25 protein-coding genes and 1 pseudogene are annotated in these 21,931 nt (G+C 69.4%); 11 read left to right on the top strand and 15 right to left on the bottom strand.

Going from position 1 to position 21,931, the window contains the following annotated elements:
• The first annotated feature begins 83 nt into the window (after window positions 1–83).
• The 3 genes from AVW11_RS10895 to AVW11_RS37110 all read left to right on the top strand — a co-directional run bounded on the left by AVW11_RS10895 (window position 84) and on the right by AVW11_RS37110 (window position 3,140).
• Complete coding sequence (locus AVW11_RS10895) at window positions 84–1,631, top strand: AAA family ATPase (RefSeq protein ID WP_079250589.1); 1,548 nt, start codon at window positions 84–86, stop codon at window positions 1,629–1,631.
• An 86-nt stretch (window positions 1,632–1,717) separates the two neighbouring features.
• Window positions 1,718–2,479, top strand: a complete 762-nt coding sequence (locus AVW11_RS37115; protein ID WP_143568830.1) for an HNH endonuclease — start codon at window positions 1,718–1,720, stop codon at window positions 2,477–2,479.
• 460 nt (window positions 2,480–2,939) lie between these two features.
• Complete coding sequence (locus tag AVW11_RS37110; RefSeq protein WP_078094886.1) at window positions 2,940–3,140, top strand: hypothetical protein; 201 nt, start codon at window positions 2,940–2,942, stop codon at window positions 3,138–3,140.
• Here the strand turns inward: AVW11_RS37110 and AVW11_RS10880 are convergent.
• The 3 genes and pseudogenes from AVW11_RS10880 to AVW11_RS10870 form a co-directional block, all read right to left on the bottom strand.
• Window positions 3,055–4,448, bottom strand: a pseudogene (locus tag AVW11_RS10880) (MFS transporter). The gene AVW11_RS37110 and the pseudogene AVW11_RS10880 overlap by 86 nt on opposite strands.
• Before the next feature lie 258 nt (window positions 4,449–4,706).
• Window positions 4,707–5,192 carry a MarR family winged helix-turn-helix transcriptional regulator gene (locus AVW11_RS10875; protein WP_076043881.1) on the bottom strand — a complete coding sequence of 162 codons (486 nt, stop codon included), beginning with the start codon at window positions 5,190–5,192 and terminating at the stop codon, window positions 4,707–4,709.
• Window positions 5,193–5,280: 88 nt separating this feature from the next.
• Complete coding sequence (locus AVW11_RS10870) at window positions 5,281–7,146, bottom strand: AMP-dependent synthetase/ligase (RefSeq protein ID WP_076043880.1); 1,866 nt, start codon at window positions 7,144–7,146, stop codon at window positions 5,281–5,283.
• 218 nt (window positions 7,147–7,364) lie between these two features.
• Between AVW11_RS10870 and AVW11_RS10865 the strand changes: the two genes are divergently transcribed.
• Together AVW11_RS10865 and AVW11_RS10860 are read left to right on the top strand one after the other, a co-directional pair.
• The gene (locus tag AVW11_RS10865; protein ID WP_076043879.1) at window positions 7,365–7,991 is read left to right on the top strand and encodes a hypothetical protein; all 627 of its coding nucleotides are present in this window, start codon (window positions 7,365–7,367) and stop codon (window positions 7,989–7,991) included.
• Window positions 7,992–8,042: 51 nt separating this feature from the next.
• Window positions 8,043–8,426, top strand: coding sequence for a DUF6193 family natural product biosynthesis protein (locus AVW11_RS10860; protein WP_076043878.1), 384 nt, complete (start codon window positions 8,043–8,045; stop codon window positions 8,424–8,426).
• A gap of 189 nt (window positions 8,427–8,615) precedes the next feature.
• Here AVW11_RS10860 and AVW11_RS37365 read toward each other — a convergent pair whose 3' ends face one another.
• Together AVW11_RS37365 and AVW11_RS10850 are read right to left on the bottom strand one after the other, a co-directional pair.
• Window positions 8,616–9,467: a DNA-binding protein gene (locus AVW11_RS37365; RefSeq protein ID WP_076043877.1), complete on the bottom strand. Its 852-nt coding sequence runs from the start codon at window positions 9,465–9,467 to the stop codon at window positions 8,616–8,618.
• A 215-nt stretch (window positions 9,468–9,682) separates the two neighbouring features.
• Entirely contained in the window at window positions 9,683–10,087 is a 405-nt protein-coding gene (locus AVW11_RS10850; RefSeq protein ID WP_240528159.1) for an ATP-binding protein, read from the bottom strand.
• Between the two features lie 155 nt (window positions 10,088–10,242).
• Between AVW11_RS10850 and AVW11_RS10845 the strand changes: the two genes are divergently transcribed.
• The 3 genes from AVW11_RS10845 (at window position 10,243) to AVW11_RS10835 (ending at window position 11,677) form a co-directional block, all read left to right on the top strand.
• Window positions 10,243–11,100 (top strand): helix-turn-helix domain-containing protein, encoded by an 858-nt coding sequence (locus AVW11_RS10845; RefSeq protein ID WP_076043876.1) that lies wholly within the window; start codon window positions 10,243–10,245, stop codon window positions 11,098–11,100.
• Window positions 11,097–11,288 carry a DUF397 domain-containing protein gene (locus tag AVW11_RS10840; RefSeq protein ID WP_076043875.1) on the top strand — a complete coding sequence of 64 codons (192 nt, stop codon included), beginning with the start codon at window positions 11,097–11,099 and terminating at the stop codon, window positions 11,286–11,288. Before AVW11_RS10845 ends, AVW11_RS10840 begins: the two co-directional genes overlap by 4 nt.
• Before the next feature lie 62 nt (window positions 11,289–11,350).
• Entirely contained in the window at window positions 11,351–11,677 is a 327-nt protein-coding gene (locus AVW11_RS10835; protein WP_076043874.1) for a hypothetical protein, read from the top strand.
• Between the two features lie 94 nt (window positions 11,678–11,771).
• Here the strand turns inward: AVW11_RS10835 and AVW11_RS10830 are convergent, their stop codons facing one another.
• From AVW11_RS10830 to AVW11_RS10810, 5 genes are all read right to left on the bottom strand, one after another.
• The gene (locus AVW11_RS10830) at window positions 11,772–13,112 is read right to left on the bottom strand and encodes a dicarboxylate/amino acid:cation symporter (RefSeq protein WP_076043873.1); all 1,341 of its coding nucleotides are present in this window, start codon (window positions 13,110–13,112) and stop codon (window positions 11,772–11,774) included.
• 371 nt (window positions 13,113–13,483) lie between these two features.
• A complete protein-coding gene (locus AVW11_RS10825) occupies window positions 13,484–13,756 on the bottom strand; it encodes a DUF4229 domain-containing protein (RefSeq protein ID WP_051700822.1) in 273 nt (90 codons plus the stop codon).
• Window positions 13,757–13,943: 187 nt separating this feature from the next.
• On the bottom strand, window positions 13,944–14,468 hold the full coding sequence (locus AVW11_RS10820) for a GNAT family N-acetyltransferase (RefSeq protein WP_076043872.1): 525 nt from the start codon (window positions 14,466–14,468) through the stop codon (window positions 13,944–13,946).
• Between the two features lie 112 nt (window positions 14,469–14,580).
• A complete protein-coding gene (gene mqnE, locus AVW11_RS10815) occupies window positions 14,581–15,744 on the bottom strand; it encodes an aminofutalosine synthase MqnE (protein WP_030855663.1) in 1,164 nt (387 codons plus the stop codon).
• Between the two features lie 61 nt (window positions 15,745–15,805).
• Window positions 15,806–16,261 carry an Lrp/AsnC family transcriptional regulator gene (locus tag AVW11_RS10810; protein ID WP_030026281.1) on the bottom strand — a complete coding sequence of 152 codons (456 nt, stop codon included), beginning with the start codon at window positions 16,259–16,261 and terminating at the stop codon, window positions 15,806–15,808.
• A gap of 122 nt (window positions 16,262–16,383) precedes the next feature.
• On the opposite strand from AVW11_RS10810, the gene AVW11_RS38945 reads away from it, so the two are divergent.
• On the top strand, window positions 16,384–16,518 hold the full coding sequence (locus AVW11_RS38945; protein WP_263973269.1) for a hypothetical protein: 135 nt from the start codon (window positions 16,384–16,386) through the stop codon (window positions 16,516–16,518).
• A 44-nt stretch (window positions 16,519–16,562) separates the two neighbouring features.
• On the opposite strand, the gene AVW11_RS10805 is transcribed toward AVW11_RS38945, so the two are convergent.
• Window positions 16,563–17,267, bottom strand: coding sequence for a UbiX family flavin prenyltransferase (locus tag AVW11_RS10805; RefSeq protein WP_076043871.1), 705 nt, complete (start codon window positions 17,265–17,267; stop codon window positions 16,563–16,565).
• Window positions 17,268–17,353: 86 nt separating this feature from the next.
• Here AVW11_RS10805 and AVW11_RS10800 point away from each other — a divergent pair, with 86 nt between their 5' ends.
• Window positions 17,354–17,959 carry a rhomboid family intramembrane serine protease gene (locus AVW11_RS10800; protein WP_076043870.1) on the top strand — a complete coding sequence of 202 codons (606 nt, stop codon included), beginning with the start codon at window positions 17,354–17,356 and terminating at the stop codon, window positions 17,957–17,959.
• Here the strand turns inward: AVW11_RS10800 and AVW11_RS10795 are convergent.
• The 4 genes from AVW11_RS10795 to AVW11_RS10780 all read right to left on the bottom strand — a co-directional run bounded on the left by AVW11_RS10795 (window position 17,949) and on the right by AVW11_RS10780 (window position 21,461).
• Window positions 17,949–18,536, bottom strand: a complete 588-nt coding sequence (locus AVW11_RS10795; RefSeq protein WP_078094876.1) for a Uma2 family endonuclease — start codon at window positions 18,534–18,536, stop codon at window positions 17,949–17,951. The genes AVW11_RS10800 and AVW11_RS10795 overlap by 11 nt on opposite strands.
• Before the next feature lie 77 nt (window positions 18,537–18,613).
• Entirely contained in the window at window positions 18,614–19,537 is a 924-nt protein-coding gene (gene mqnP, locus AVW11_RS10790) for a menaquinone biosynthesis prenyltransferase MqnP (protein ID WP_060181040.1), read from the bottom strand.
• Window positions 19,534–20,007: a hypothetical protein gene (locus AVW11_RS10785; protein ID WP_076043869.1), complete on the bottom strand. Its 474-nt coding sequence runs from the start codon at window positions 20,005–20,007 to the stop codon at window positions 19,534–19,536. Before AVW11_RS10785 ends, mqnP begins: the two co-directional genes overlap by 4 nt.
• On the bottom strand, window positions 20,004–21,461 hold the full coding sequence (locus AVW11_RS10780; protein WP_030026270.1) for a menaquinone biosynthesis decarboxylase: 1,458 nt from the start codon (window positions 21,459–21,461) through the stop codon (window positions 20,004–20,006). The genes AVW11_RS10785 and AVW11_RS10780 overlap by 4 nt, the downstream gene beginning before the upstream one ends.
• A gap of 90 nt (window positions 21,462–21,551) precedes the next feature.
• Here AVW11_RS10780 and AVW11_RS10775 point away from each other — a divergent pair, with 90 nt between their 5' ends.
• Entirely contained in the window at window positions 21,552–21,896 is a 345-nt protein-coding gene (locus AVW11_RS10775; protein WP_078094874.1) for a PLD nuclease N-terminal domain-containing protein, read from the top strand.
• Window positions 21,897–21,931: the final 35 nt, after the last annotated feature.

Genomic DNA, 21,931 nt, shown 5'->3' with positions numbered 1-21,931 from the left:
GCAGCGGGCAGGGACCCTTCGTCCCTGCCCGCTGCCACCGACTCTCCCACGGGCCGAGAGAACATAGATTTTGGAGTACGCTCATGCATTTTGTTGTGGTGCCTCGCAGGGCGGGCTTCACCGTACCGTCCACCCTTCCGGCACTCGTTCTCCGGCGCGACCTCTGGGATGATTTCGGATATGAAACCATGTTCGACGCACATCTCTATCCGTCTCGGACGGAAGCGTCCGTAGATCTGGGATCCGTCAAGATCATCAAAAGGGGGCAGCGTAGCGGCGCCACCGATATCCCCGAAAGCTTTGTTCGGCTTGATGAAAGCTACTGCTCACTCGGGCAAGCATTTTCCTACTACGAAGCACTGCATGGCCTTCCCCGCGAACTGCGCGACAGCATTCTTTCCGGGCTCCGCGACATCGCTTTCGACCCCTCACTGAGGGAATCGTTCGCCGACGAGCCGGCGATGGCTGCCTCACTCCTGCGCTATGGGAACGCCGAACTCGCGCTGAGAGATGCCACAGCCCTTTTCGGAGGGGCAACAGCCCCGCGGGACAGCGCCCTCGCGTTCACGTTCAGAACGAGCGTCGGAGGGGAGACCTTCTCCGTCCGGTTTGGTTTCGAGGACCGCCCGCCCCTGCCCGGCCGCATCAACGTCGTCGTGGGCTACAACGGGTGCGGAAAAACGCAGCTCCTTGCCAACCTGGCCAACACTGCGCATGCAGACCTCACCGACCGGGCCGACGAGAGGTTCATCCGGCAGTACGGGGAATTCCCCGAAGAAGCAGGCACGCCTCGATTCTCTTCGGTCATAGCCGTCTCCTACAGCGCTTTCGACACGTTCGACCTGCCAGGAAAGAACCGGAGGGAAGAAGATAGGCTGGAATCAAGCGGCGAGGTATTCGGATACACCTACTGCGGCCTTCGGAGATACGATCACACCATCGACTCGGACTCACCCCGCGCCGGATCACTCAAAGGGGCCGAGGAGATCCAGGACGACGTAATATCCGCCCTCGCCAGAGCCAGCACGCCGGAGCGCAAGCAAAGACTGGTGGCAGCCCTGTCTCCGCTGAGCCGAGAGCCGTCGTTCAAACGGGTCGAGCTGTCGGACGCTTTCGCCTTCGACAGTGATTCATGGCGGGATTCCTTCGCGGGCCTCAGCACTGGACACAAGCTGGTACTCAACATTGTCGTGCAGCTCGTGGCACACCTGGAGCCCGGCTCACTGGTCCTCATCGACGAACCAGAATCCCATCTGCACCCCCCACTCTTGGCCGCCCTGCTCAAAAGCATCAGCATATCTCTGGAGCAATTCGACTCCTACGCCGTGATGGCGACGCACTCACCAGTACTCCTCCAGGAAGTACCCAGACGCTACGTAAAAGTCCTACAGCGATTCGGGGATCTCACCTTCGTCGCCACTCCAGAGATCGAAACCTTCGCAGAAAATGTAGGACTGCTCACACGCCACGTATTCAGCCTGGATAGCAGCGCCACCGACTATCACTCAACCCTCCGATCCATGCATGAGAATTTGCACCTGGATGAAATCCTGGAGCTGTTCGACGGCGAGATGAGCGCGCAGTCCATTTCTTACCTGACGAGCATCAGCCGAGATCGGCCCGGTAGATGATTCGGCTTCCTCGCCCCGACAGGGACCGCCTGGTTGATCTTGATCTTGCCTTGAGCCGGCGACGACCATCCTCGCAACGCATCCTCATGGGCGTACGCAGTGGAATTATTGACGCCTACGGCGACTACGAGGATGTGCTGCGAGACATTCGTCGATTCACGTCGCTCGCCCATGGTTCGGATGCACTCACCAAGGCCCTCCTGGGGAATTACGCCCTCCTGGACAAAGGACGCCCTCTGGAAGGTCTCAGAAACTCGATCTTCCAGACAGCGCTGTCTCGCGACTCTCGCTGCCCGCTGTGTGAAAGATCACAAGTATGCGCCCTCGATCACTTTCTCCCCAAGAGCAATTTTCCAGAATACTCGATCCTTGCCGACAATCTCATACCCGTCTGCGAAAGGTGCAATCGGCTAAAGGGGGACGAATTCGGACGGGCAGACGGGCTACTCATGTTTCACGCATACTTCGACGAATTCCCGGACATTGAGATACTGCTCGCGGAAATAGAAGTCGAGAGTACCGTCTCGGTCAGATACTCCCTGCACCAGTCGGACGAAATCGACAACTCGACCTTCAAGAGAGTCGAAAAACAGTTCAAAGTCCTCGACCTCTTCGGCTTCTATCAAATGGAGGCCGTGGCCGAGCTGACGGATCAAATCGACCTGTACGACCAAACATACGATTCCTGTGGCGATACGGGTCTGCGGTCGATTCTTGGTGCCTTGGCTCGCGGGGCAGAGAGGAAGGGCGTAAACCACTGGAAGGCGGCGCTCTACCGGGCCCTGTCCAGAAATCAGGAATTCTGTGGCGGTGGATATCGGAAGTTGCTGGCAGCGCCGATGACCTGAAGAGTCCAATCAGACGAGAACTCCTGCAGCGGAAACGCTTCGCGGCGCCGCGGCCTCAAGCGCGTCCGCGCCCGCTGGGGCCTGCCCGCAAACGATCACTACCTCGGGGTACCGCCAGCCTTCAGGGTGATCACCGTGAGGCGGAAACGAGCACACCTTCACATGGCCACGTCTCGCGTGACCTGCTGACGGTCATCGCAGATTTCCCTGGCAGCTCCGTGGTACCCGTGGTTGGACTGAACAGGTAGTTGGCAGACGGGCATCCGTCGCTGGGCCCCGCGCGGCACAGCACGGTCTGGCACCCCGGCACAGGTTCGATTCCTCTCACCGCCCCGCCCCCGTGTCAAGCCCCGAGATGCCGTGGCGTGACGGGTGGGGGGTGGCGGGGCGCAATGGTCGTACGAGGTTCGGCTCCGCAGGCCGGCCGCCACCGCTCCCCCGCAACGCCAAGGAGAACGTCATGACCAGCATCCACCGTCTCGCCCTGCTCAAGGCCGCCATCGCCGTGGGAGCCCTGCGTGTGGCACCCGGCGTGATCACCGGCCTCTCCATGGAGCGCGCCGCCACCGGCGCGCTCATCCCCATGCGGCCCGATTCCCGGGGTGGACCCCAGCGCCCCCAGCGGGCGTCACTGCGCAGCCACTGGTCCGACGCCGCCTGACGTGCCGGCGGCGCAGGATGGTGGCGGCGACAGCCAGGGCGGTGGCGAGGAGGGCCGCGCCGACCGCGAAGGCCAGGTGGTAGCCCCCGGTCAGGGCTTCGGAGGCGGGGCGGCCGGCCGCGGTGAGGGACTCGGTGCGGGAGGCGGCGAGGGTGGAGAGGACCGCGATGCCGAGGGCCATGCCGATCTGCTGGGTGGTGTTGAAGAGCCCGGAGGCCAGGCCCGCGTCCTCCTCCTTCGCTCCGGACATGCCCAGGGAGGTCAGGGCGGGCAGGGCGAGGCCGAAGCCTGCGGCGAGGAGCATCACGGGGAGCAGGTCGGTGACGTAGTGGGACTGCTCGGCGTCGGCGGGGACCCGGGTGAGCAGGCCGAGTACGCCGATCAGGAGGACCAGTCCGGCCAGGAGGACCCTGCGTTCGCCGAAGCGGGCGTTGAGGCGGGCCGAGACGGTCAGGGAGACCACGCCGATGGCGGCGGCGGCCGGGAGCATCCCGAGGCCGGTCTCGGCGGCTCCGTATCCGAGCACGTTCTGCATGTAGAGGGCGACGAGGATCTGGAAGGAGAACAGGGCGGCGACCATCAGCATCTGCACCAGGTTGGCGCCGGTGACGCTGGGCGAGCGGAAGATCCGCAGGGGCATGAGCGGGTTGCGTGCGGTGGCCTGGCGGACGAGGAATCCGGCGAGCAGGGCGAGGGAGAGGCGCCGAGGCCGAGCGTGTGGGCCGAGGCCGCCCCGTACTGGTCGATCTTGACGACGGTGTAGATCCCGAGCATCAGTCCGGAGGTGACGAGCAGCGCTCCGAACGTGTCGGCGCCGGCCTTCAGGCCGAGGCCGCGGTCCTCGGGGAGGGTGGGGAGGGCGACGAGAAGGGCCGCGATGCCGATGGGCAGGTTGATGAGGAAGATCCAGTTCCAGGTGAGGGCGTCGGCGAGGACGCCGCCGAGGACCTGGCCGATCGAGGCGCCGGCGGCACCGGTGAAGCTGAACACCGCGATGGCCCTGGCCCGTTCGCGGGGTTCGGTGAAGAGCGTGACGAGGATGCCGAGGCTGACGGCGGAGGCCATCGCGCTGCCGACTCCCTGGAGGAAGCGGGCGGCGATGAGGACCGCGGGGGTGGCGGCGGCGCCGGCCAGGAGGGACGCGGCAGTGAACAGTCCGGTCCCCGCGAGGAACATCCGCTTGCGGCCGAGCAGGTCACCGAGGCGGCCGGCGAGCAGGAGCAGCGAGCCGAAGGCGATGAGGTAGGCGTTGACGACCCAGCTGAGCCCGGCCGGGGTGAAGCCGAGGTCGCTCTGGATGGCCGGCATGGCGACGGTGACGATGCTGCCGTCGAGGACGGTCATGAGCATCCCGGTCGCCAGTACGCCGAGCGAGAGCCGGAGTCGGCGGGAGCTGTGCGCGGGCGGTGCGAGCACGGTGGGTGCGGTCGCGTGCGGTGCGGCTGCTGGTGCGGAGGTGGCGGACACGGCGGTCTCTCCTGTCGTCGGGAGCCAACAGGAGAGACCGTAGCAGATAGTTTTGTTGCAGACTATCTTCTACGGACCTAGATGGAGTTCGCCCCGCCGTCACCCCTTCTGGCGCGCCCTCCGCGCCGGCCGCGGCCCCTCGACCGGGGTCTCCAGATGCCCGGTGACCAGCCGGTTCAGCGCACGGAGCAGCACCTCGCGCTCATCGGCGGGCAGGGAGTCGAGGGCGCCCGCGTGGACGCCGTCGACGATCTTCTGGCTCTGCTTCGCGACCTTCGCCCCCGCCTCGGTCACCGCGATGATCCGCGCCCGCCGGTCGGTGCTGGAGGGCCGACGCTCGGCCAGGCCGGCCTTCTCCAGCGCGTCGACGGTCACCACCATCGTGGTCTTGTCCATGTCCCCGATCTCGGCGAGCTGTGCCTGGGTGCGCTCCTCCTCCAGGGCGTGGACGAGCACGCAGTGCATGCGCGGGGTGAGCCCGATCTCGGCGAGCTGCGCGCTCATGCGGGTGCGCAGCACGTGGCTGGTGTGGTCCAGGAGGAAGGACAGGTCCGGTTCGGTGCGCGTGGGTGCCATGGCTGTCATGTCAGCCAGCCTAACGAAACTCGATCCGTGGCGGATTATCGGCAACCGGACGACCCGTGTCCTGTGGCGCAGCTCCGACCCATCGGCCTCACGCCTGGCGCGGCCCCCGGTAGAGCTCGTCGATGCGGTCGGCGTAGTCGCGCGCGATCGCGTCCCGCCTGAGCTTCAGCGACGGCGTCAGGTGGCCGCGCTCCTCGGTGAAGTCGCCCGGCAGGACGGCGAACCGGCGGATCGACTCGGCCCGCGACACGAGCTGGTTCGCCTCGTCGACGGCCCGCTGGAGGTCGGCGAGCAGTTCCTCGTCCCGCACCAGCTCCCGCATCGGCACGTTCTGCTTCTTGCGCATCTGGCGCCAGTGCCACAGCCCATCGGGCTCCAGGGTGATCAGGGCGGCGATGTACGGGCGGTTGTCGCCGACCACCATGCACTGCCCGACCAGCGGGTGGGCCCGCAGCCAGTCCTCCAGCGGCGCCGGGGCCACGTTCTTGCCGCCGGAGGTGATGATCAGGTCCTTCTTGCGGCCGGTGATGGTGAGGTAGCCGTCCGCGTCGAGTTCCCCGATGTCCCCGGTGGCCAGCCAGCTGCCGTACGGGAGTGCCTGCCCGCTGTTCCAGTAGCCCGCGAAGACGTGCCGGCCGCCCAGCAGCACCTCCCCGTCCGGCGCGATCCGCACGGCCGTCCCGGGCAGGGGCCAGCCCACCGTGCCGAGCCGGGGCCGCTGCGGCGGGGTCACGGTGCTGGCGCCGGTCGTCTCCGTGAGGCCGTAGCCCTCGAAGACCTCGATGCCCGCGCCGGTGTAGAAGGCGGCGAGCCTGCGCCCCAGTGGTGATCCGCCGCTCAGGATGTAGCGGACGCGGCCGCCGAGCGCGGTGCGGATCCGCCGGTAGACGAGCGGGTCGTACAGGGCGCGTGCCGTGCGCAGCACGGGGCCGGGCGCCTTGCCCTCGGTGCTCTCGCCGAATCGGCGCGCGATGCGGGCGGCCCGGTCGAAGGAGGATGCGCGGCCCATCTTCTCGGCGGTGGCGCGGGCGGTGTTGTAGACCTTCTCCAGGACGTAGGGGATGGCGAGCAGGAAGGTCGGGCGGAAGCCGGCGAGGTCGGCGAGGAGGTCCTCGGTACGGATGCTGGGCGCGTGTCCGAGCTTGACGCGGGCCCGCAGGCAGCCGACCGCGACCATGCGGCCGAAGACGTGGCTGAGCGGCAGGAACAGCAGGGTGGAGGCGGGCTCCTTGCTGACCGACTTGAAGACGGGGTGCAGCAGCTCGATGGAGTTGTCCACCTCGGCGAAGAAGTTGGCGTGGGTGATGACGCAGCCCTTGGGCCGGCCGGTGGTGCCCGAGGTGTAGATGAGGGTGGCGACGGAGTCCGGGGTCCGGTTGCCCCGCCGCGCGTGGACGAGGGCGTCGGGGATGCGCTCCCCGGCCTTCACCAGTCGGCCGATCGCGCCCGTGTCGAACTCCCAGAGGTGGGCCAGCCCGGGCAGGTTGATCCGTTCGGCGCTGATGATGCGGGCCTGCGCGGTGTCCTCGACGGCGCAGGCCACGGCGCCGGAGTCGTGGATGATCCAGCGGGCCTGGAGGGCGGAGGAGGTGGGGTAGATCGGTACGGTGACCAGTCCCGCGGCCCAGCCCGCGAAGTCGAGCAGGGTCCACTCGTAGGTGGTGCGGGCCATGATGGCGAGCCGGTCGCCCTCGCGCAGTCCCTCGGCGATCAGGCCCTTGGCGACGGCGAGCACCTCGGCCGCGAACTCGGCGGCCGTGACGTCGCGCCAGGTCCCGTCGGCCTGCTTGCGGGCGAGTACGGCCTCGTTCGGGGCCTGCGCGGCGTTGTCGAAGGGGATGTCCCCGAGGGATCCGTGGGCGGGGGCCGCGGCGAGCGCGGGTACCCGCACCTCGCGCACCACTCCGTCGACGACGGTCCGGACGGGCTCCACCGGCTTCGGCTCCGCTTCCACGGCGCACCCTCCTCGGCTCGCACGAGTGTTACCGCCGGTAATTTACGGAGGGGAAACCCCGCCCGACCAGCCCCCGGAGCCCTTCTTCACCGACGCTCCACTCCGCCACCGCCGCCACCGCACCGCGCGAGGGAATTGAGGAGAGGCGATCCCGCTCCTCGGCCTGTCGCGACGCCGTGCGAGACTCCTGCGACCGCCGACGGAGGAACAGAAAGCACATGCACACCACCATGACCGGGCTCGGCTGGGCCCGGGCCGCGGGAGCCGTCGTCGGCGCGATACTCGTCGCCGGATGCGGCGGCGGCAGCGCCGTGCCGCCGGGCGGGGCACTTCCTGCCACACCCTCCGCGCCCGCCCCCGCCCCGACGGCCTTCGGCAAGGAAGCCGTACGGGCCGACCTGGCCGCGGCCACCGCGGCCGCCGGTCTCCCCGGGAAGACGACGTCCCTCTCCGCGACTCCCCCGGCCTCGCCCTACCCTGCCGGCCCGCCGGCCACCGACAGGGAGCGGGCCCGGGACGAGGTGGTGGCGCGGATGGCGACCTGCAGTGTCGGCTGGTCGTCACCGACGGACCCGGGCTCCGCGCAGGACCGCGCCGAGGCCCGCAAGCGGTTCCACGCCGCCCTCGCCGGCCTCGTGGAACGCGGCTGGAAGGAGTCCCGCCCCGTCGAGGAGGTGCCGGTCGGCAAGGGCTCGATGGTCATGGCCCAGTACAAGAAGCAGGACTGGACCCTCCACGCCCGCCACGTCGAATCAGGACTGCTGGACACGGCCACGATGACCGCCACCGAGGACGCGTGCGCCGCCCGCTTCACCGACGCCGAGCTGAACCTCCTGGAGGACTAGGACGCCGCTGGCGGACCTCGTCGACCGACCCCGTCCGGCAGACTCGAACGCATGCATGAGGAGAGCCTGCCCACCCCAGAGCCCGGTACGTGGTACCCGGTCGACGGTCTCGGCGACACCATCGGGGAACGGTGGTTGAGGCTGCGGCAGCGACTAGGCGTCCGGGACCGGTCCAACCTGCGGGAACTGGTCGAAGCCGCCTTCGCCGAGCCCCGGCTGCGCGCGCTGTCCCCGGGGACCAGCGTCTACTGGCTCCGCTTCAGCCGTCGTGCCGCCCCTCCGATCTTCGGCGACCTGCCGTTGGCGCGAGCGCTGAGAGACGGCCGCTACGAGGTGCGAACGTCCGACGGCCGGCTGCAGGAGGCCGCGAGCACGGCCGCAGCCGTCTCCCTCCTCGTCGCCGCGCTGCCGGCCGACATCCCCACCTCTCCCTAGGCCCTCGCCAGGCGCTCGACGACGAGGTCGCGGGCCGCCGGGTCCGGCTGGGGCTCGGCTTCTCCGCCGCGTACGCCTCGACGAAGCCGTCGTCGTCGCACGACGGCGACGGGCTGTGGGTCTCGGAAGCCCGACGTCGGCTCTGCTACGACGCCGCTGGAGCCGGATCGCAGCCAGCCATGCAGGCCCTTACGCAGCCGCGGCCGGTGGGCAGCTTCTGCAGCGGCCCGGGGTCGGGGCACGGAAGGCCTTGTCGCAGCCGTCGCAGTTCTGGAGCGGGTCCGGACGCGCGGGCGGGCGGGCCGCCGGTTGCGGTGGGGCGGCCGGCAGGTGCGGCGGGAGCAGGGCGGTCAGCCGGTACGCGAGGACGGACGCGGGGCGCCGCATGTCCTCGGGCAGGCCTGACGACAGGGCCCGCGCGACGGCCTCGGGGTCGACGCCGCGCTCCAGCCAGGCCGACACGGAGGGCGCGAGCCGCCGTACGTCGCGTTCGGCCAGCAGCAGTCGCGGGTCGCGCCGCCGCAACTCCGCAAGCAGGTCGGCCGCCCCGGGGTGCAGCCGCTGAGCTTCGGGAGCCACCGCGGCCTCCCGCTCCGGAGCCGGGTCCGGCTCGGGATCCGACTCCGGCTCCGGCACGGGTTCCCGATCCGGTGGCGGAGGCGGTTCACCCGAGGCGGAGCCCGGCTTGTTGTACGAGTACGTGCGGGTCACCACCCGCCCGCCCTCCAGCCGCTCGCGCCGCCGCTCCAGGTAGCCGTGCCGCTCCAGCTCCCGCAGGGCGGAGGCGATCCGCACCTCGCCCTCCGGGAAGCGGGCGACGAGGGCCTTGATGCCGACGGGGGCACCGGCCGGCAGCGACTGGATGTAGGCCGCGACACCGATCGCCGTCGCGGACAGTTCGCGGTGCTGGAGGAGGTGGTTGCCGACCACGGTGTAGTGACTCGCGTGCCACGTGTTGACGTGGATGACACCGGATCGGGCGGTGCCGGAGGGAACTCGGGACGTGGCGCGCGAGGGCGCGCTAGGGTGCTGTGGAGCCATGGGGAAGCGGTGCTACTTCCTTGTTGGTCAGGCCCTCGGCCGGGATGCCAGTCCCACCGGGGGCCGTCTCATGTCTGAAGTTGTCGCGGCGAGCATATGCCCGCCAACCCACCTGAAATCCAGCCCAGTTGCCACCTTTCACCCGACCGAGCGATGCGGGCCGGGTGGGGTGGGTGGGTTGGTTCTTTCCCCCGGTTCTTTGGGTCTTTATGCGTCTAAGCACGCCGGGTCGCGGGTCGCCGCGACCCGGTCGCCAGAAACTCTGCCCACACCACCTTGCAGGGCGGCGGCCCTTCCCTGACGCCCCAACGCTCCGCCAGGGCCTCGACGATGACCAGCCCGCACCCCGCGTCGCGGATCCGCGGGATCCGGTCGCCGCGCGCGTCCGTCACCTCGATCAGCAGCACCTCGGGGGTCGCCTTGAGGGCCAGCCGGAAGTCCCGGCCGGGCACGCCCCCATGGGTCACGGCGTTGGCGGCAAGCTCGGCCACGATGTGTGCGGGCTCGACCAGCGGCAGTCCCCAGCCGCGTAGTTGCTCGACCGTCAGGAGACGGGCGAGGCGCGCGGCGCGCGGGGTCGCGGACAGCTGGACGTGGAAGTCGACGAGTTGAGGAATCACGTCACTCAGCGTGTCTGTCCGTGCGTACCGTGAGAAGCGGCACCGCCCGTACGTCCCGAGTTTGTCCGGAGCTTGTCCGGAGCCGTCCCGACTGTCCGGACGCGCCCGAGGGGTACGAGGCGTTGCGGACATCGGCTCGTCGGAGGTGGGCGCGCATGAGCGTGGACAGTGACGGAACGGAAGAGCCCGGCTGGGACATCGATCCGGAGGACGAACAGGGTGCGGCGGTCGTGGCCGCGCTGGGCCGCCAGCTCAAGGCGTGGCGCGAGGCGGCCGGCCTTCGGCCCGCGGACTTCGGGGCGGCCATCCGGTACGGGGAGGACCAGGTCCGCAAGGTCGAGTCGGGCAAACGGATCCCCCGCCCCGAGTACCTGGACAGGGCGGACGAGGTACTGGACGCGGGAGGCAGGATCTCCGCGATGAAGGCCGACCTGGAGCAGGTCCGCTACCCGAAGAAGGTGCGGGACCTGGCGAAGCTGGAAGCGAGGGCCGTCGAGATCGGCTCGTACGGCAACCACAACATCCACGGCTTGTTGCAGACCGAGCAGTACGCCCGCGCCCTGTTCGAGATGGCGCAGCCCCCGCAGTCGCCGGAGGAGGTCGAGCGGGGCGTGGCGGCACGACTGGCCCGTCAGGCGATCTTCGACCGATCGCCAGGGCCGGCCCTCAGTTTCGTCCAAGAAGAGGTGACGCTTCGGCGCACCATCGGGGGCACAATGGTTCGACGCGCCCAACTCGAACGGCTTTTGGAGCTGGGGCAGTTGCGGAACGTCACGATCCAGGTGATGCCGACCAACTGTGCCGATCACGCCGGAATGGAGGGCCTGATCCAAGTGCTGAAGTTCGCAGACGGTTCGGCGGTTGGACGCGGTGAGGGCATCTTCAACGGCCGCCCGGTCTCCGACCCGAAGCAGCTCCGAATCCTTGATCTGCAATATGGCATGATCCGGGCCCAGGCTCTCTCGCCCCGGGAGTCACGGGCATTCGTCGAGAAACTGCTGGGAGAAACATGATCCACAAGCCTGAGCTGGAGTGGTTCAAGAGCAGCTACAGCGACAGCAGCAACATCAACGACTGCGTCGAGGTGGCCAACACCCCCGGCGCGGTCCTGGTCCGCGACTCCAAGGACACCGCGCGCGCCCACCTGGCCTTCGGCCGAGCGGCCTGGGCCGGGTTCGTCGCCCAGGCGTCCGAAGTCTGACGGAACCGAAGGTTCCCGCCCCGCGTCTCCCGATGAACGGTCGCCAACCATGCGGGGGATGAATGTCGTTCGACGCGGAACGTGCGCAGCGCGAAGCCTCCGGGAGCCGTCGACCGGTGCGCTGGGTGTTCGCGCTGCCCCTCGCCCTGGTGCACGCCCTGAACGCCGTCCTCGTCTACGCCGCCGTGTTCAACGGCCCGCAGGCCGCATGGGACCACCAGGGATACGAGGGCACGGCGGCAGCCGTCTTCCTCTCGCTGTGCCTGAGCCTGCTCGGGGTCGTGATCACGTTCCTCCCGCCCGTCCGCAGGGCGCTGGGCCCGTGGTGGTTCACGCCGCCGCTCGTGCTGGGGGTGATCGCGTGGGTCCGTATCGAGACGCTCGGCTGAGGCTCCCCCGCGAGGACATCGACCTCCCCGAGGACCGCCGCAGCCCCCGCCCGGACGGGGGCGGGGGCTGCGGCGAGCCGGAGGGGCCGGGGCCTCAAGCGGTCGCGGCGGCCGGCTGCGGCGCGGCGTCGACGACGGCGGCCGGGGCGGCGGGCTCGTCCAGCGGGGAGGCCGAGGCGTTGGCGTAGGCCTCCTGGTCGAGGATCCCCTCACGGGCCGAGACGATGACCGGCACCAGCGCCTGACCTGCGACGTTCGTGGCCGTGCGGATCATGTCGAGGATCGGGTCGATCGCCAGCAGCAGGCCGACGCCGGCGAGCGGGAGGCCCAGGGTGGAGAGGGTCAGCGTCAGCATGACGGTGGCGCCCGTCAGGCCGGCCGTCGCGGCGGAGCCGATGACCGAGACGAAGACGATGAGCAGGTACTCCTTGATGCCCAGCTGCACGTCGAAGATCTGCGCGATGAAGATCGCGGCGAGCGCCGGGTAGATCGCGGCGCAGCCGTCCATCTTCGTGGTGGCGCCGAACGGGACGGCGAAGGAGGCGTACTCCTTCGGGACGCCGAGGCGCTCGGTGACCTTCTGCGTGACCGGCATGGTGCCGACGGAGGAGCGGGAGACGAAGGCCAGCTGGATGGCGGGCCAGGCGCCCTTGAAGAACTGGATCGGGCTGACCTTGGCGACCGTCGCGAGCAGCAGCGGGTAGACGACGAACATCACCAGGGCGCAGCCGATGTAGACGTCGGCGGTGAAGGTGGCGTACTTGCCGATGAGGTCCCAGCCGTAGGTGGCGATCGCGGTGCCGATCAGGCCGATGGTGCCGATCGGGGCGAGGCGGATGACCCACCACAGGGCCTTCTGGAGGAGTTCCAGGGCGGACTCGGCGAGGTCGAGGACCGGCTTGGCCTTGGCGCCGAGCTGGAGGGCGGCGATGCCGGCGACGACGGCCAGGAAGACGATCTGAAGGACCTTCAGCTCGGTGAAGGGCGTGACGATGTCCGTGGGGACGATGCCGGTCAGGAAGTCGATCCAGGAGCCGGTCTTCTTCGGTTCCTTGCCGTCGGCGGCGGTGAGGCCGGTGCCCGAGCCGGGGTCGGTCAGCAGGCCGATCGCGATGCCGATGCCGACCGCGATCAGCGAGGTGATCATGAACCAGAGGAGGGTGCGGGAGGCGAGGCGCGCCGCGTTGTTCACCTTCCGCAGGTTGGTGATCGACACCAGGATCGCGAAGAAGACGAGGGGGGCGATGGCCAGCTTGAGGAGCTGGACGAAGAGGTCGCCGGTCTTCTCCAGGGTGGTGCCCAGCCAGCTGACGTCCTGGCTGCGGGCTATCCAGCCGAGGAGGACGCCGAGGACCAGACCGGCGACGATCTGGGCCCAGAAGGGGAACTTGAACGAGGCCTTGACAGGGGCCTGCGGGGTCGCGGACACGGACACTCTCCGGAGGTGGCGCACGTAGTGAGGGGGGTGGTTCTGCGTGGTGTTGCGGTGCGGCAGCAGCCAGGAAGGGCCGGCCGGGACCGCTGCTGTATCGATTCAGCTCAACAGCAACAGGCCGCGGACGCGCGGCGGCAGAGGTCGACGTGCAGGCGCATCACGAGCGGGACGCTCGTGGTCATCGGGTGCGCAGCTGTGGTCAACATGTTGAACACGCTAACACTTCTCCTTTGAGAATCTCAAAGGGGCGCTTTGAGACAGCGGCGCACGGGCGCCTCTTGCGCAGGCCCGGAAAACACCACCGCCCCAGCGTTACGGGCGGTGGACCCGGTGCTGGGGCGGTTCGGTGTGTGATGAAGCCAACGGGGGCGTTACGACCCGACGCGCGCCGCGTCGTCCGCCTGGTCCTCCTGGCTGCGGTTCTCGGCGAGCTTCTGCTTCGCACCCGCGACGCGCCCGGAGATCTGCGCGGACATCTCGTCGCGCTGCTTGCGCAGGAGGACGAAGGAGAGCGGGGCGGAGAGCACGAGGGCGAGCAGCACGACCCAGGCGCCGTTGGCGTCGCCGAGCCCCGCGGGGACCAGGCCGAACCGGACGAGGACCGCGACGACGGCGAGGCAGCCGACGAAGATGCCCAGGCGCATCGCGGTGTATCGGATCGTTGCGCTCGGCTTGAGGGACACGGTGACCCCTTCTCTCTCGTCGTGGTCGTCAGGTCGTGCGTCGCACGGTGCCCTCCAGTGAAGCACGCCGGGGCCCGGCCGCGGCCCGCCGGGGTGCGTACGCCCGTACGGCTCGCGTGCCGGCGCCCGTACGCCCGTACGCCCCTCGTCAGTAGAGCGGCAGCAGCATCGTGATGTCGTCGCGGTCGTCGCCCGGGGCCACGCGGACGGCGCCGGGGACGCGGCCGACCTCCTTGTAGCCGCAGGAGGAGTAGAAGTGCTCCAGGCCGAGGCCGCCGCGGCAGGTGAGGCGGACGGCGTCGATGCCCTCGACGGAGCGGGCCGCCGCCTCGGTGGCGGCCATGAGGTCCCGCCCCAGGCCCTTGCCCTGGTGGCGCGGGTGGACCATCACCGTGTAGGCCCACAGCCAGTGCCGCTGGAGCCGGTGCGTGTTGTGGGTGAGGAACGCGGTCGCGGCGACCGCGCCGTCCTCGTCGTGCCCGACGAGCAGTCGGCAGCTCCCGTCGGCCACGCCGGCGAGGTGCTTGTCGAGCGCGGGGCGGACGTCGTCGTGGGTGACCGGCGGCACGAAGCCCACGGCGCCGCCCGCGTTGGAGACGTCCGTCCAGAGCTCGAGGATTCCATCACGCAGGGAGGGTCCGACGACCGGATCCAGGGTGAAAGTAAGGGTCATTTTGCGAGTTTAACCATTACCTCATCGGCCCGTCCAGACAAAGCTAAACCCCGGCCCATGGGCCGGGGTTAACTCGCCGGGAGCGGCTGCGGCGCGACGGGCGCGCGCCGGGTCAGACGCGCATGGCCTGCGGGGTCTCGCGCAGGTCCGCGTCCGGGCCGGGGTACTCGCGGATGATCTCGTAGCGCGTGTTGCGCTCGACCGGGCGGAAGCCGGCCTCCCGGATCAGCTCGAGCAGGTCCTCACGGCCCAGCTTGTTCGGGGTGCCGTAGTTGTCCGCGTCGTGGGTGATCTTGTACTCGACGACCGAGCCGTCCATGTCGTCCGCACCGTGCTGGAGCGCGAGCTGGGCGGTCTGCACGCCGTGCATCACCCAGAAGACCTTGACGTGCGGCACGTTGTCGAAGAGCAGTCGCGAGACGGCGAAGGTCTTCAGCGCCTCGGCGCCGGTGGCCATGGTCGTGCGCGCCTGGAGCTTGTTGCGCACCTTGCCGTCCCGCATGTCCACGAAGTCGTGCTGGTAGCGCAGCGGGATGAAGACCTGGAAGCCGCCGGTCTCGTCCTGGAGCTCGCGCAGCCGCAGCACGTGGTCCACGCGGTGGCGCGGCTCCTCGATGTGCCCGTACAGCATCGTCGAGGGGGTCTTGAGGCCCTTCGCGTGCGCGAGGCGGTGGATGCGCGACCAGTCCTCCCAGTGGGTGCGGTGGTCGACGATGTGCTGGCGGACCTCCCAGTCGAAGATCTCCGCGCCGCCGCCGGTGAGCGACTCCAGGCCGGCCTCGATCAGCTCGTCCAGGATGTCGGAGGCCGACATGCCGGAGATCGTCTCGAAGTGGTGGATCTCGGTCGCGGTGAACGCCTTCAGCGAGACGTTCGGCAGCGCCTTCTTCAGCTCGGAGAGCGAGCGCGGGTAGTAGCGCCACGGCAGGTTCGGGTGCAGGCCGTTGACGATGTGCAGCTCGGTGAGGTTCTCCGTCTCCATGGCCTTGGCCAGGCGCACGGCCTCCTCGATGCGCATCGTGTACGCGTCCTTCTCGCCCGGCTTGCGCTGGAACGAGCAGTACGCGCACGACGCGGTGCACACGTTCGTCATGTTGAGGTGGCGGTTGACGTTGAAGTGGACGACGTCACCGTTCTTGCGCGTGCGCACCTCGTGGGCGAGGCCGCCGAGCCAGGCCAGGTCGTCCGACTCGTAGAGGGCGATGCCGTCCTCACGGGTCAGCCGCTCGCCGGAGCGGACCTTCTCCTCCAGCTCACGCTTGAGCCCAGCGTCCATGTACCGGTCGCCTCCTCTAGATGCCTCTTGCCTGTCCTGCGAACCCTGACCAACCGTACTCTCAGGCTTCCTCGGGCAGCTCCCCGACCCGGTTCTCCCACTTCGTGGAGAGCACGATGGTGGTCCGGGTGCGCGAGACGCCCTTGGTGCCGGAGAGCTTGCGGATGATCTTCTCCAGGCCGTCCACGTCGCTGGCGCGCACCTTGAGCATGTAGGAGTCGTCGCCGGCGATGAACCAGCAGTCCTCGATCTCCGCGAGGTCGCGCAGCCGCCGCGCCACGTCCTCGTGGTCGGCGGCGTCGGAGAGGGAGATGCCGATCAGCGCGGTGACGCCGAGGCCGAGCGAGGCGGAGTCGACCGTCGCGCGGTAGCCGGTGATGACGCCGGCCGTCTCCAGACGGTTGATGCGGTCGGTGACGCTGGGGCCCGAGAGGCCCACGAGACGGCCCAGCTCCGCGTACGAGGCACGACCGTTCTCCCGGAGTGCCTGGATGAGCTGCCTGTCCACCGTGTCCATTACGTGGAGCCTTCCATTATTCGGCGATCCTGCAAGTCTAGGTATAGAATCTAAGGCACACAGGGTCAACACCCTGCGATTTCTTACGGCAGATCAATAACGATCTTCAGGAGTGGTACACCGTGTTCACGATCGAGATGGCGCACGCACACATGCGACAGCTCCAGGAGCTGGCCAACCGATCCCGAGCCCACCAGCCCGCCGCGGCCGTCCGCGTCGACCGGGCCCGCAAGCCGCTGGGCCGCAAGAAGGCCTAGGGGGTGCCTTGTCGACGAGCCCGGCATGATCGGCAAGACACCCCCTAGGCACCGGCCCCGTCACCACCGTTCGATGCCCGGGGGGAGCGGGAGCCTCCCAGCTCCCCCTCCCAGCGGCGGTACAGCCGGTGCGGCACCCCTGCCGCGTCCAGCACCCGCCCCGCGACGAAATCCACCAGATCCTGGATGTGCGTCGCACCCGCGTAGAAGGCCGGAGAGGCGGGCAGCACGACGGCGCCCGCCTCGTCCAGCGCCACCAGATGCTTCAGCGTCTGCCCGTTCAGCGGGGTCTCCCGCACCGCGACCACCAGCCGGCGCCGCTCCTTGAGGGTCACGCTCGCCACGCGCTGGAGCAGGTCCTTCGACAGTCCGAGGGCGACCCCCGCCACGCAGGCCGTGGACGCGGGGACGATGAGCATCCCCTTGACCCGGTACGAGCCCGAGCTCGGACCGGCGGCCAGGTCGCTGGCGCCCCAGTACCGCACGTCCGCGTCGGCCGGCAGGCCATCGAAGGTTCCCGGCTTGCCGTCGGCTCCGCGGGCCAGCCACTGCGCGAGGTCCTCGCGCCAGTGCGCGTCGCGGAAGGCGATGCCGGTCTCGTCCAGCAGGGTGAGGCGCGAGGCCCGGCTCACGACCAGGTCCACGCTCTCCCCCGCGGCGAGCAGGCCGCGGAGCACCGCCGCCGCGTACGGCGTCCCGGACGCTCCGGAAACCCCGACCACCCAGGGGGTGCGATTGCGCTCTGTCATACCTCCGAGACTATCCGGCCACGCCCGGCGGGCACTCAGTAAGGTGACCGCACGTTCCCGTGAGGGGAGCCACGAAGGGGGCGAAGATGAGCACGACGGTGGATACCGGCTGGACGCAGACCGACCGCGCCAAGGCGGCGGCGAAGCTGATGCTGGGCTGGGTGGCCCTGCTGTGGCTGCTGGAGGCCGTCGACCACGCCACCGGCCACGCCCTCGACCAGTACGGGATCGTCGCCCGCGACCCCGACAGCCTCGGCGGCATCGTCTCCGCCGCCTTCCTCCACTTCGGCTTCGACCACGTCGCCTCCAACAGCGTCCCGCTGCTGGTCCTCGGCTTCATAGCCGCCCTGTCCGGGATCCGCCGGTTCCTCGCGGTGTGCGGCCTGATCCTGCTGGCCGACGGCCTCGGCACCTGGCTGATATCCCCGTCCGGGACCATGACGCTGGGTGCGTCCGGCATCGTCTTCGGCCTCTTCGGCTACCTGCTCGTGCGGGGCTTCGTCGAGCGCAGGGCGCTGGGCATCGCGGTGGCCGTGGGCGTCGCCGCCGTCTGGGGCACCACGATCGTCTCCGGCATCCTCCCGACGGACTCGGGCGTCAGCTGGCAGGGCCACCTGTGCGGTCTGGTGGCCGGCATCGTCACGGCGCTCTACTTCCGCCGCCCGGCCCGCCGCCCGGCCGTCACGGCCTGACGACGGAAGGGTCCACGGGCAGGCCCGAGGTGTCGATCACGAGCTTGCCGATGCCGGTCTCGACGGTGACCTCGCCGCCGTACGGGATGGTGTCCCGGCCCCGGTAGCCGTCCGGGCCGGGGTTCCACAGGGTCACGCAGTGCGCCTTGTACGGGTCGAAGATCAGGTAGTGCGGGATCCCGCGCCGGGCGTAGGCCCGGTCCTTGACCTCGTAGTCGTTGCGGATGCTGCTCGGTGAGACGACCTCGACGGCCAGTTCGATGAGGTCGGGGGAATAGGCGCTGAGGTTCTTGCGGCGCTCGGCATCCGGAATGACGGCGAGGTCCGGGCAGAACTCGTTGCTTTCGTCGAAGGGGACCGCGACATCGGAGATGAAGGCCCACCCGGGCGGAAGCTGCGGTTTCAACAAGTCCCGCACGTCCCAGATCGTCTCATTGTGGTGGGGCTTGACCGGGCTCATCACGATGGCACCCTCGACAATCTCGGTCCGGTATCCGGGGAACATGTCCTCGAACCGGCTGAGCTGTGAGTGCAGGCTGTCGCTCTCCGAGACGGTCACGTCGGCCTCCCTGTCCATGCACTCGATGGTAGGCCGCACGCTACGCACCCGGCAGACCGCGCACCCCGCGGTCCTGCCCGGCTCACTCCTGCGAGCTACAGGCTCAGTCCGCGGGCCACCAGATCGGCCAGGGCGCACACGAAGAGGGCGATGCCGATGAAGCCGTTGACCGTGAAGAAGGCGCGGTTCAGGCGGGACAGGTCGTGCGGGGTCACGATGGTGTGCTCGTAGACGAAGGCGACGACGACGATCGCCAGGCCGGCCCAGAACAGCGGGCCGGCGTCCGTGGCCAGCGCGTACCAGGCCAGCAGGGCCGTGGTCACGACGTGCGAGCCGCGCGCCCCCCAGAGGGCGGCCGGGACGCCGAAGCGGGCCGGGACGGACTTCACGCCCTCCGCGCGGTCGGCGGCCACGTCCTGGCAGGCGAAGATCAGGTCGAAGCCGCCGATCCACACGCCGACCGCGAGACCCAGGATCACCGCGTCCCAGGACCACTCGCCGGTGATCGCCAGCCAGGCCCCGACGGGGCCCATCGCCTGGGCGAGCCCCAGGATGGCGTGCGGGAAGTTCGTGAACCGCTTGCCGTACGGGTAGACCACCATCGGGACGACGGCGACCGGGGCCAGCGCCAGGCACAGCGGGTTCAGCAGGGCCGCCGAGCCGAGGAAGACGACGAGTGCGATCGCCGCGCCGGTCCACGCCGAGCGGACCGACACCGCGCCGGTGACCAGTTCGCGCCCCGCGGTCCGCGGGTTGCGGGCGTCGATCTCGCGGTCGATGATCCGGTTCGCGGCCATGGCGAAGGTGCGCAGCCCCACCATGCAGACGGTGACGAGCAGCAGCTTGCCCCAGTGCACGGTCCGGTCGAGCTGGAACATCGCGGTCAGCGCCGCGATGTAGGCGAACGGCAGCGCGAAGACCGAGTGCTCGATCATCACCAGCCGCAGGAAGGCCCTGACCTTGTTGGCCGCCTCCGGCGCGGGGCCCTGTCCGACCACTCCGTCGGCGGTCGTCATCATGCGAGTCCCCTCCGGAACTGTTCGAGTTCGGCCAGCAGGTCCGCCGCCGGGAGCGCGCCGAGTTCCAGCGTCCGGGCCGCGGCGCCGTCCTCCTCGCCCTCGGGCGGGGTGACGTGCGCGGTGACCGTCCAGTCGGCGCCGGCCGGCCGGGCGTCCAGGCGCAGGAAGTTTCCGGCCTCGACGGTGAACGGCTCGGCCGCGGCCAGCGCCTGCTGCACCTGCTCCGCGAAGGCGTCGGCCTCGGTGTCCCGCGCGCCGGGCAGTTCGAAGCCGTCGCCGTCGCCGTCCGCGTCGTACATCAGCGTCCAGACGTCCCCGGGGCCGGCGAACTCCTCCGGGCTCACGCCCGCGTCCCGGGCGGCGGCGATCACGCCGGGCTGGGTCGGGTCGATCTTCGGGCGCGCCAGGACCACGTACGCCTCCTCGGTGCCGAGGTTCAGCTCCGGGCCGCTCACGGCGATCGGGCTCACAGGCCGTACTCCTTCCAGCGGCGGTCCACGAGGGCGGCCGTCGCGGGGTCGGACTCCACCATGTCGGGCCAGCCGCCGTCGCGGGTGTAGCCCTCCTCGGGCAGCTTCTTCGTCGCGTCGATGCCCGCCTTGCCGCCCCAGAACTGCTGGTAGGAGGCGTGGTCGAGGTGGTCCACCGGGCCCTCGACGACGGTGAGGTCGCGGGAGTAGTCCGTGTTGCCGAGGGCCCGCCAGGACACCTCGTGCAGGTCGTGGACGTCGCAGTCCTTGTCCACCACGATGATCAGCTTGGTCAGCGACATCATGTGGGCGCCCCAGATGGCGTGCATGACCTTCTGCGCGTGCTTGGGGTACTTCTTGTCGATCGAGACGATCGCGCAGTTGTGGAAGCCGCCCGACTCGGGGAGGTGGTAGTCCACGATGTCCGGGACGATGATCTTCAGCAGGGGCAGGAAGAACCGCTCCGTCGCGCGGCCCAGCGGGCCGTCCTCGGTCGGCGGGCGGCCCACCACGATCGACTGCAGCAGCGGCCGCTTGCGCATCGTGATGCAGTCGATCTTCAGGGCCGGGAAGGGCTCCTGCGGGGTGTAGAAGCCGGTGTGGTCGCCGAAGGGGCCCTCCGGGAGCATCTCCCCGGGCTCCAGCCAGCCCTCGACGACGACTTCCGCGTTGGCCGGGACCTGGAGCGGGACGGTCTTGCAGTCGACCATCTCGATCCGCTTGCCCGCGACGAAGCCGGCGAAGAGGTACTCGTCGATGTCGCCCGGCAGGGGGGCGGTGGAGGCGTACGTGACCGCGGGCGGGCAGCCGAAGGCGATCGCGACCGGCAGCCGCTCGCCCTTGGCGGCGGCGACGGCGTAGTGGTTGCGGCTGTCCTTGTGGATCTGCCAGTGCATGCCGATGGTGCGCTTGTCGTGGCGCTGGAGGCGGTAGAGGCCGAGGTTGCGCACGCCCGTCTCGGGGTGCTTGGTGTGGGTGAGGCCGAGGTTGAAGAAGGAGCCGCCGTCCTTGGGCCAGGTGAACAGGGCCGGCAGCAGGTCCAGGTCGACGTCGTCGCCGGTGAGGACGACCTCCTGGACGGGCGCGGAGTCGCCCTTCACCTTCTTCGGCGGGACGTGGACCATCGAGCCGAGCTTGCCGAAGGCCTCGCGGACGCCGATGAAGCCCTGCGGCAGCTCCGGCTTCAGCAGGCCGCCGATCTTCTCGCTGATCTCGGCGTACGACTTCAGGCCGAGGGCCTTCAGGAGGCGGCGGTCGGTGCCGAAGACGTTCATGGCCAGCGGCATCGCCGAGCCCTTGACGTTCTCGAAGAGCAGCGCGGGACCGCCCGCCTTGTTCACTCTGTCGACGATCTCCCCGACCTCCAGGTACGGGTCGACTTCGGCCTTGATGCGCTTGAGGTCGCCCTCTCGCTCCAGAGCCCGGAGCAGCGAGCGGAGATCGTCGTAAGCCATAGGGGTCAGTATCCGTCACCAACTACGCTGGGAGCGTCACCGGGGCCCCTCGCGGGTCCGCCGCCACTGCCCGGGAGTCGGTCCCACACCGTGTTGCGCTATCTGCCGTTCCTGCTGATCATCGCGCTGACCATCTACGCCTTCATCGACTGCCTGAACACGCCCGAGGAAGAGGTCAAGCACCTCCCCAAGGCGATGTGGGTGATCATCATCCTGCTCTTCTCCATCGTGGGGCCGGTGGTGTGGCTGTTCGCGGGCAAGAAGCGGGTGGTCTCCGGCGGCGGCGGGCGCGGGCCCCGGGGCCGCAGCCGGTGGGTGGCTCCCGACGACAATCCGGAGTTCCTGAAGTCCCTGCGCGAGGAGCAGGAGAACAAGGACCGCGACCGCGACAACGGCAAGGACCAGGGCAAGGACCAGGGCAAGGACGCCGACTAGCCGGCCCAGGCGGCCGGCCCAGGAGGCCGGCTCGT

The sequence above is a fragment of the Streptomyces amritsarensis genome (genome assembly GCF_001953875.1).
Taxonomy (GTDB): Bacteria; Actinomycetota; Actinomycetes; order Streptomycetales; family Streptomycetaceae; genus Streptomyces; species Streptomyces amritsarensis.
The sequence above is the reverse complement of the archived record's forward strand: the minus strand, read 5'-3'. Positions and strand labels throughout refer to the sequence as shown.